We start from the raw sequence: 10,313 nt of genomic DNA, 5'->3' as shown, positions 1-10,313 counted from the left end.
GCTCCCGTTGTCATTGCGATTGTCTTGATGAGTATCATTAGGACTATCATTCTTCACAGCGACACCCGCTCCATCCATGGCCCGACCAGAATGCTAGCGAACGTTCAAAAAATTGGTAGGTGGGGTCGCCGTGCCGCTAACTGTCGTCCAAGCAGCCGACGGCACATTCGCTCCCCTGCGAGAACTGCTGCTCCCATGTAATGTCGGGGTGCAGCAGGGCGACGCGGATGTCGCCGACGAGCTTCTGCGCGCTAAATTTGCTCCATCCCGTCGGACGCTCGCTGAAGCTTACGTCGTAGAAGCTGCGGATCTGACTCTGTTCATGCGCCTACGTGTTCGGCACCAGATCGACGCTCGCATGATTGCAACTTGGTACGCGGCGCTGAACGCGGCCCTGCGCCCAGCAGCGCTTACATACTTGCTACGAGGGAAGCTTCAGCAAGATGTCCTGAAATGGTTGGTGGGTGCTGAGAATCGACCCGACTGGCTCGTAGACTACGATGAAGTTCGCGAGATGCTCGAGGGACTCGCAGAGGAGCGCTGGCGTTCGCAGGCGCTTCTCGCGGCATTGTTTCCCGAACACTTTGAGAGTTTGCCGGATTCATCGGGCCCGCGTCCGTTACCGGAGTCGACGAAGCGTAGCTTCTTTGAGCGGCTCGATGGCTGGTGGAATGATGACAATGTCCGCCGTGGTGTGATCGAGTCGTACGAGACTGACGCTTGGCCTGAGTGGCTTCGACGTGATGGCCTTGCAGAGGGCCTCCAATCTGGCTCCGACGATCACTGGTTCGGGCTCCTCGTGCTCGGTTCTTGTCGCAGCATCGGTCGCTCAGAAGAAAGCCATCATCGCAGCTTTCTCGAAAAAGCCCACAGCGAGGGTTGGTGGGACGTATTCAAAAATCCTGACGATGTCGAAGCTTGGATGAATGTGCTTCGCATGTGGCAAGACAATGCAACGGCGAACCTTACATACCCGCGGTGGATGTCGCTATTCCCGGCGATCTATCAATTAAGCCGATATTTGCCGAAGTACCGGAGGCTGCTCACATCTGCAGGGAAGAGACCCAAAGAGCTCCTTCGTGTGACATGTCTGCTCGCACCGCGGGTTGATGAAGCTCTCACTGGAGCAGGCCAGCATTTCGACGCCCCACCGGCGCCGCTCAACATCGGCCTGCATTGGGTTTTGCGCGAGCTCGTTCGCCTGGGCGTTCTCGATGGTGATCACGTCTTTCAAGATTGCTGGGTGCCGTCAGATCGCCTCTTTCGATTCCTCCAACCCCTCGGCCTCGAGCCGCCCGACGGCGGATGCCCCAACTCGGTGAAGGCGCAAGCAATTTTTGAGTTTCTCGCCGCGGAACTTAAAACCGAGCGGCCCAATTTGCATCGTGCATTCGACATACCTCTTCTTCACATCAGCTCGAATAGCGATCTCCGACGGCATTTTGGATTGGAAGAGCAATGACGGGGTTCACCAAAGACGCTGTTGTGCAACACATCCGCTTTGGGCGCGGACGCGTCCGTTTGGATGACGGCGACAGCGTCGTCGTTCGTTTCGAGCACGGCGTCGAGGAGTGCCTAGCCGCAGAACTGGAGCTGGTCGAGGGCCTCACGGAGCGTGTGACCGCAGCGAAGCTCGATCCTGCGCTCAACGTCATCGCCCGAATCCTTGGTCACTGCATCCTTTCGGTAAATGACTCCTGGGGCGTTTTCTCCCGCTCGCGCATCAATTTGCTGCCTCACCAGCTTTGGGTTTGCAAGCGAGTGCTGGAAACATGGCCAACGCGGTGGCTTGTGGCCGATGATGTGGGACTTGGTAAGACGATCGAGGCCGGTCTTATTCTCACGCCGCTCTTGTTCTCAGGCCGCGTTCGCCGACTGCTGATTCTGGCGCCCGCCAGCCTAGTGGAGCAGTGGCAGGTCCGGCTCCGGGAAATGTTCGACATCCGGGTGTCGGCCTACGCACCTGCGGTGGATACCGAGGCCTCCGACTACTGGAACACGCACGACAAAATCGTAGCGTCGGCGCACACGCTTCGACTGGATATAGGTGGTCGTTGGAAACGTCTGATGGAAGCCAAGCCATGGGATCTCGTGCTCGTAGATGAGGCGCACCACATGAACACGGACGAGGATGGACGCCGTACCTTGTCCTTTCAAGTCGTAGAGCGCCTCCAGTCGCTCGGTCGGATTCAGTCGATGGTGCTTTTCACAGGCACACCCCATCGCGGCAAAGACCATGGGTTTCTGTCGCTGCTGAAACTCCTCCACCCGAGCGAATTCAATCCGCAGGAACCCCTTGAGTCGCAAGTTCACAAGCTGCGCAACGTTATGATCCGCAACAACAAGCACCGAGTTACCGATATGAGGGGCAATCCGCTGTTCACCCCCGTGCGACAGCAGCGAGAGACCTACTCTTACTCACCTGAGGAGGCGCGCTTCTACGATAAGCTCACTGAATTCATCACGACCGGAAAGGCCTATGCAGCCGGTCTTGGGCGTCAAGAGCGCCGAACGGCGATCCTCGTTCTCATCACGATGCAGAAACTGGCTTCGAGTTCCGTAGCCGCCGTACACCGCGCCCTCGCTCGACGGTTAGTCCGATTGCAGGAGGCGAAAGTAAAGATCGAGGAGTCGACCCCACAAGTTGCTCGGATTGAGGAGCTACTCGCGGACGACGATCCTGCAAACATGGACGAGCTCTCTAGGCTCGAAGAGGAGGTCGTTGAGAACCTCGGTCGGGCGGTGAACCTCAACCCGAACGAGATTCCTGCGCTTGAAGAGCTTCTGGCTGCAGCAGACGATGTGGTCAAAGAGACGAAGATCGAACGAATCCTCGAGGTGGTGGAGGAGTCGTTCACCGGCAGGTCGGTGCTGTTCTTCACTGAGTACAAGGCGACGCAGGCGCTGCTCATGAGTGAACTACAGAACCGCTATGGCGATGGATGCGTGACGTTCATCAATGGCGATGGGGTCGTCGAAGGCGTGAAGAGCGCCCATGGACGCACTTCAAACCAAAAGGAGGACCGACGGAGAGCTGCCGAGCGGTTCAATCGCTCCGAGGTGCGCTTCCTCGTTTCAACCGAGGCGGCCGGCGAAGGCATCGATCTTCAGCAGAGCTGCAGCGCGCTGATCCACGTGGACCTCCCATGGAATCCAATGCGCTTGCATCAGCGCCTCGGTCGATTAAGCCGCTATGGACAGACGCAGCCCGTTGACGTTGTAACGGTTCGAAATCCAGACACGGTCGAAAGCAGGATTTGGCAGTGTCTCGATCAGAAGCTCGATCGGATCACATTGGCTTTCCAGGGGGCAATGGATGACCCCGAGGACATGCGCCAGTTAGTTATCGGAATGGCATCGCCGCGTATGTTCACCAAGGTCTTCGCAGACGCTGGGTCGGAGCTTCGTGGACAGCGTCTCGATCACTGGTTTGACGCGAAGACAGCGACTTTCGGCGGCGAGGATGCGGTCGAAACTGTTCGTAGTCTTGTCGGGAACGCAGCACGCTTCGATTTCAACGAGGTCGCGAACCAGATCCCGAAGGTGGACTTGCCCGACCTTGTTCCGTTCTTCAAGGCTACGCTCGCCGTCTTGGGAAAGCGCCCGACTCAGGCGGATGAAATTCGCCTGAGCTTCAAGACCCCATCGCCTTGGATGGACGACTTCACCATCACCGATCGGTATGATCTTCTATTTGCCCGCGAACCAAGGCCTAGGGATGGAGAGGACGTGGCAGGAATTGGCTTGCGGGTCGTCGACCGAGCGGTTAGGTTCGCTAGTCAGCTTCTAGACGGCTTTGGGGCCATCGGAGAATTGGATGCTCCACTGGCGGTCTTCGCCCTGCGAGATCGCATTACTGGCTCAGACGGTCCTGTCCGAACGATCATTGTCGGCGTTATGCAAAACGCATTCGGGAAATGGACTTTGCTTCGCGATTGGGAACTTATCAAACTTCTGAACCCGCTGGCGGACAAGCCGCGGAGCCAAGTCCTTTCCGCAGTAATGCGCACCGAAACGGGTGTGATGGACATCCTCGCTGCAGCGCAGTTGTATGTAGAATCACTGCTCAGTCAATTGGACCTTCCGTTCAAACTTCCAACCATAGAACGTCTTGCTTGCCTGCTGCCCGGAGCACTCGAGCAGCCGCCACCCAAGGCCTAAGTGGGTTTCGCATAGATAACGGATTTTTCTTATTAAGATAAACTTGTCTGTAACTGCTCACCCCTTTCTGGAGCTTGGCTTTCCCTATAGCGTCGTTACTGAGTGTGATAGGTGTACTGTTGCGCGACGGGTGACGACGGCAGGTGATGGTTATAGAAAATAAGGTGGTTTGCAGAGTGGCATTGATTCTAGCGACATTTTGCGATCCGGGCTATAACCATATTCAAAATCACCGGTGATTCTGGAAATGCGTGTGAATGAGCGTCTTGATAGTGTTGAAGTTTCTCATAATGCCAATTTCGTCTAAATGACCTAAAATTGAAATAACGAGTTCGGACTAGCAATGACAATCCACGTACCATCCCCTGGTTCAATGATCCGCGTCAGGTCAGCAACCTGGAAGGTATTAGGTTGTGAGCGGCGTCCGGACGGAAATATTGTTTCTTGCCGAGGCGTGGCAGGCATCGTAAAGGGTAAAGCTGCACGCTTCGTTCTCGAGCTCGAAACTGATTACGAACTCCTCGACCCGGCGGCGAAAATGCTTGTTCCCGACCGTTCCCCCGGTCTGACAGACACAAAGCTTTTCCTCGAAGCTGCCTTTAGGTCGACTCCGACTACCACTAATACTCCCCTGACCTTGGGCAAGGCGGCGATAGACGATCTCGCATTCCAGCATGTGCCGGTGCGGATCGCGTTATCCCAGGATCGGGTTCGCCTGCTAATTGCCGATGACGTCGGTCTGGGAAAAACGCTCGAGGCGGGGCTGATCACCGCCGAGCTAATTCTGCGGGGCAGGGCGAATCGAATCCTTGTAGTCACAACGCGCTCCATGCTCACCCAATTCCAGAAAGAGTTCTGGACCCGTTTTTCTATTCCGCTCGCGCGGCTCGATAGCGCCGCTATTCGTCGGATGCGTAACCAGATCCCTGCGCATTACAATGTGTTCGATCAGTTCGATCGCTCGATCATCTCGATCGACACGCTGAAACAAGACAGTCAGATCCGCGCGGCGATCGAAGAATGCAGTTGGGACCTGATCATTATCGACGAGGCCCATAATGCCGCGAAGCGTGTGCGCTCAAACGGAGGACAGAGCCTCCGTTCGCGTCTGGCGAAACTCTTGTCGCGCAGGGCCGACTCGCTGCTGTTGTTGACAGCGACCCCGCATGACGGCTCGCATGAAAGTTTCGCCAGCCTGATTGAAATGCTCGACCCGACACGGGTCCCCGATCCAACAGATCTGCACCGGGCGGATATCGAAGACTTGGTGGTCCGGCGCTTTCGCTCATCGCCCGAGGTTCTCGCAGCCATAGGCAAGACGGTGCCCAAAAGAACGTTATACCGGCGCGATTTTCCTTTGAGTTCGTCGGAGGAGGATGCGTACGAAGCCATTGCGGAGCTGCGTCTAGATCTCGACGCGGAAGGTGGACGCAGCCGCGCCATCGACCTGTTTCGCACGACTTTGGCAAAGGCGATCTTTTCGAGCCCTGCGGCGTGCCTCGAATCGGTGCTCGGGCGGATCGACCGGATTGATCGCGGAACGGCGCGCGGCACTGCAAAGGATCGCGAGAAACTTTCCGAGCTGGCCGATCTGCTCAAAGCCATCCATGTTTCTGACTTCAGCAAGTACCAGAACCTCTTGAAGCTCTTCAGAGAAATCGGCTGGACGGGGCGCGATCGCCGGGAACGCTTGGTGATCTTTTCCGAAAGAATTCGAACGGTGGCTTGGCTGGAAGAACGCTTAAAAGCCGATCTTAGCCTCTCCGACGAAATGATTGGAAGGATCGATGGCGGCAGCGTCGAGGCGGATGAAAAGACGCAGCGCCTGTTGGAAGATTTCGGTCAGGAGAACGCGCCAATCCGCATCCTTCTTGCCTCGGACATGGCGTCCGAAGGGTTGAACCTGCATTATCAGAGCCACAGACTGATCCACTTCGATCTGCCTTGGTCGCTGCTGCGCTTTCAACAACGAAATGGCCGCATCGACCGCTATGGCCAGGACCGTGCACCCCAGATCTATTACTTCGTGGGCGAGAGCAGCCATCCGAAAGTGCGGGACATGTGGGTGCTCGAAAAACTCGTCGAAAAAGATGTCGCGGCTCAGAAAGGCGTTGGGGATCCAGCCGTCTTCCTTGGCGTCGGCGATGCCGAACTCGAGGAGGAGATCGTCGCTGCGGCCGTAAGCGCTGGCATCGGTGCCGAGGCATTCGGCGAAGAGATGGACAAGCGCGCCCAAAAGGCCAGTAGTCGCGCGCTGTCCGTGGACGACGAGTTTGACGCCCTCTTTGGCGACTATTCTGGAGTCGATCATTCCGCGTCGGCGACCGCGCCAACCTCCATTGCCGATGGCGCGCCGCCGCGACTTTTTGCTGACACGTTCAGTTATTCGCGCGCCATGCTCCAAAGGCTGGCCGCGCCGCAAGACGGAATATTCAAGTCTGCTCCAGTCGTGGATGATACGAGTCGCCTGATCCGCATGCGCGTCCCTGATGACATGATGAGCGATGGCGGACTCGGCTACGCGCGGGACGATGATGTCGATGACCGCTATATGCCAATCGAATGCGTGGGGCCGGGCGGCATCGTTGAGCTGACAGACCAGGCTGGCGTTATCAACACGGCGATCGAACGCGCCAAGACTGAGGAGCGAACTTGGCCTGCGGTCCAGTATCTATGGGATGGGCATCCAATTCTGAGTTGGTTTGGTGATCGGGCCGAGGCCTTCTTTCCTGAAGGCAGCGCGCCGCTCTGCAGCCTTCGTGGACGCCTTGCCCCCGGTGAGGTTGTCGTCATCCTTCACGGCGCGATTCCGAACGCGATGGGGGCGCCGGTTGTGGATCAGTGGGCGGCTGTCTCTGTCCGAGATGGGCGCGTTGCTGCAATCGAACCGCTCAACGATTTCGTGGCCAGGGCGGGGCTGGCTGGCAATACGCCGAACAGCGGAAAGCCGGACGTTGAAACTGCTCGAAGCGCCTTGGCGCTGGCTGTGGACGCTTTTCAGACTAATCTCGTCGGCATTCGAAAAGCTCGCGAAAAGGAAATCGAAGGGGGCTTGAATAAGGTGCTCGACCGCCTGGCTCATTTTGAGGGTCGGTTCCAGCGGCAGCTCCAACTGAAGTTTTCCGATCTTCCGGACAGGGACGAAGGATTGTCGATTGCGCAGCGCCGTCAAAAGGCGCAACGCGACAACCGGGCGGACGAGATTGGACAGCTTTTTGACGATTGGGCGTCGTGGCATGACCGCACCCGGCGGATGGTGAACGACCCGAACCCTTATGTTGAAGTCAAAGCAGTGTTTCAGGGGTAGGCATGGATCTCAGCGGCATCGAGAACGAGGCGGAATTCTTTCCAGCGGGAACTTTGTCCGACGCGCTGCAGGATGAATTGCGTGAAATCACATCGCGCTGGTCGAGTGCGAGCGATGCAGATAATCCTGCCGCCCGTCTGACCCAAGCCGCTGACCCCTATCTGGCGGCATTGCGTCAGATGCGGAATCCTCAGAATCGCGAGCGGCGAGCCGAGCTGCGACGCAACGCGACATATGCCCTCGCGACGGCGCTTGGATACGACTATCAACGATTGGCGTTGCCGACGTCCCTGGACGGCGCGCCGTTTGTGCCACTGATTGGCCGCGTTGCGGACGCCGAAGGCCGCGATCTGGTTTGGCTTCTCGAAGCCCCTCTCGAAGGGGCTGAGGACGAATCCTCGGACCCGCTCGGAGGGAGTTTTTCCGCCGAACAATTCGCGGAGAATGAACGGGAATTCGCGGAGACAGGACGTGCCATCGAGGAAATCCTCGGCGATGGAATCTTTGGGCTGAGAAACGCTCCACAACATGTGCTGATTTTCGCCCTGTCGCAAATTGTGCTGGTAAGTCGGCACAAATGGCCCGCGCGTTCGGTGCTGCGTTTCGATCTGCAGGAGATCTTTACCCGCAAGGACGCGGACACGCTTGCCGTCATGGCCTGCTTGATCTCCCGCGAGGCGCGGGTGCCCAGGCATGGCATTCCGATCGCGGATCGCATCGAGGAAGAGGCGCAGCGCAACGCCAACGCTGTGACCACTTCCTTGAAGGGGACGGTCCGGGACGCCATCGAGTTTCTCGGCCAGGAAGTACTCGATATCACTGGAGGCAAATATCCGGCGGGGCCCCGTCAAGGCGTTTGGATCGACGGCCCCGAGCTGTCCCTGGAATGCCTGCGTTTCATGTACCGCCTGCTTTTCCTGTTTTATGCCGAGGCTAACCCGCGGCTGAATATTCTGGACTTGCGGGATCCGGTCTATGCGAGCGGCTACAGCGTCGAAGCCCTTCGGGAACTGGAGTCGGTTCGCCTCAGGACGCCAGCCGAAAAAAACGGAACCTATCTCTGGGACAGCCTCCAGCGCACGCTGACGCTGCTCTATGACGGAACCGGGAATGCGTTACGCCTGCCGGCGGTGAAGGTTGCACTTCTGGATCCGGAACAGACTCCGATCCTGAACGCCGTCCGGCTTCGGAACGAGGCTATCCAGAAGGTGATACGGCTTCTGTCGTTAAAGAAATCACGCAGTGGAACCGGCCGAATTTCTTACGCCAAGCTCGGCATCGGTCAGTTAGGCGCGGTTTACGAAACGTTGATTTCTTTCACCGGCGTCGTGGCGAAACAGGATCTGATTGAGCTGCGTCCACAGACAGGGCGCGGCGCGACCGAGGCCGAAGAAGAGGGGCAGGAATCCGGCGAGGCGGAGGCCGAGGAAGGCGACGAAATGGGCGACGCTCCGGATGATGAAATCGACGAAGAGGAGGTCTCCCGGAATGATCGGGTTGAACTCCTGGCCCCAAGTTATTTTGTCGCCCGCAGTCGGATCAATGAATTCAGTCCAGAGGAAATCGTCTTCCGGGGGCCAGAGGCTCGCATTTACAAGAAGGGGACCTTCATCTATCGCCTCGCCGGCCGCGATCGGGAAAAGTCCGCATCATATTACACGCCGGAGCCTCTTGCCCGCCTGTTGGTCAAGCATGCATTGATGGAGCGCTGCAAGGGATTGCCTGCTGACGAACTCCTGGAGCTGAAAATTCTGGAGCCCGCCATGGGCTCCGCGGCGTTCCTGGTCGAAACGACAAACCAACTCGCTGACCTCTATCTCGAACGTAAGCAGCAAGAAGTTGGCCGCACCATCCCGCAGGACCAAATCCTTCACGAAAAGCAGAAGGTCCGGTCTTTCATCGCCGACCGCAACTGCTTCGGCGTGGACTTGAATCCCGTCGCCGTCGAACTTGGCGCCATTTCGCTTTGGCTGAATGGCTTGCACGCGAGCGATTTCTCGCCTTGGTTTGGAGACCGACTTCATGCCGGGAATTCGCTGATTGGCGCACGCCGTGCGTCCTATCCGCCGGCTTTGATGACCGTGAAGAAAAAGGGCGATCTCTGGTTTAACGAAAAGCCGCAGGAGATCGGCTGGAAGGGGCGCCTTCCCGCCGGCCAAATCTGGCAATGGCTTTTGCCCGCCAAGGATATGGCGAAATTCGACAAGGACAAGTCGATCGAGGAATTCGCGCGTGAGGCCCAGGAGAAGATCAAGGCTTGGCGCAGCGGCGGGTTTTTCGACAAGCTCGAACCGCATGAGGTCAAGCTCCTCCAAAAACTCAGTCGAGTAGCGGAGGAGCTTTTCGATATCGTCGCCGCAGACCTGGCGAAGAGCCGAATAGCTACGAGCGACGCCATCACACTCTGGCCAGACAAAATCATGCCCGGCGCCAAGGGTGTCGACTTCCATGTCAAGGATCAGCGGAATCGAAAGCTGATCGGCGCCGAGCACGCTTCAAACACGCTACCGTATCACCGGCTCAAGACGGCGATGGATGGTTAGCGGCACGGCGATCCCATCTACCAATTCTCTGAGCGTTCGCTAGCATCCCGGGCAGGCCATGGATGCGTCGGGTGTCGCCGTGAAAAATGATAGTCCTAATGATACTCATCAAGACAATCGCAACGATAACGGGAGTTATCGCCGGATCGAGCTGATCACCGGGACGACGCGCCGGCGGCGCTGGAGCGATGACGAACGAGCGCGGATTTTGGCGGAAAGCTTCGAGCCGGGCGCGAACATCTCGGCGGTCGCCCGCCGGCATGGTGTGCATGGCGGTCTGCTGCACTCCTGGCGCAAGAAAG

Annotated in this window: 5 protein-coding genes; all 5 read left to right on the top strand. The window is 57.8% G+C overall.

What is annotated here, in order from left to right; genetic code table 11:
* Window positions 1-208: 208 nt before the first annotated feature.
* Entirely contained in the window at window positions 209-1,462 is a 1,254-nt protein-coding gene (locus tag QZY01_RS18805) for a hypothetical protein (RefSeq protein WP_294540253.1), read from the top strand.
* Window positions 1,459-4,161, top strand: a complete 2,703-nt coding sequence (locus tag QZY01_RS18800) for a DEAD/DEAH box helicase (protein WP_294540251.1) — start codon at window positions 1,459-1,461, stop codon at window positions 4,159-4,161. The genes QZY01_RS18805 and QZY01_RS18800 overlap by 4 nt, the downstream gene beginning before the upstream one ends.
* 343 nt (window positions 4,162-4,504) lie before the next feature.
* Window positions 4,505-7,468, top strand: a complete 2,964-nt coding sequence (locus tag QZY01_RS18795; protein WP_294540249.1) for an SNF2-related protein — start codon at window positions 4,505-4,507, stop codon at window positions 7,466-7,468.
* Window positions 7,469-7,470: 2 nt separating this feature from the next.
* Window positions 7,471-10,011, top strand: a complete 2,541-nt coding sequence (locus tag QZY01_RS18790; protein ID WP_294540247.1) for an N-6 DNA methylase — start codon at window positions 7,471-7,473, stop codon at window positions 10,009-10,011.
* Between the two features lie 58 nt (window positions 10,012-10,069).
* Window positions 10,070-10,313, top strand: a 244-nt coding sequence (locus QZY01_RS18785; RefSeq protein ID WP_294540245.1) for a transposase, incomplete at its 3' end; no start/stop codon positions are given.

Origin of the sequence: uncultured Rhodoblastus sp. (assembly GCF_903903185.1) — a bacterium.
GTDB lineage: Bacteria > Pseudomonadota > Alphaproteobacteria > Rhizobiales > Beijerinckiaceae > Rhodoblastus.
The sequence above is the reverse complement of the archived record's forward strand: the minus strand, read 5'-3'. Positions and strand labels throughout refer to the sequence as shown.

Coding starts and splice junctions, on each gene's coding strand:
- QZY01_RS18800 (WP_294540251.1), top strand. CDS start 1,459: ATGACGGGGTTCACCAAAGACGCTGTTGTGCAACACATCCGCTTTGGG.
- QZY01_RS18795 (WP_294540249.1), top strand. CDS start 4,505: ATGACAATCCACGTACCATCCCCTGGTTCAATGATCCGCGTCAGGTCA.
- QZY01_RS18790 (WP_294540247.1), top strand. CDS start 7,471: ATGGATCTCAGCGGCATCGAGAACGAGGCGGAATTCTTTCCAGCGGGA.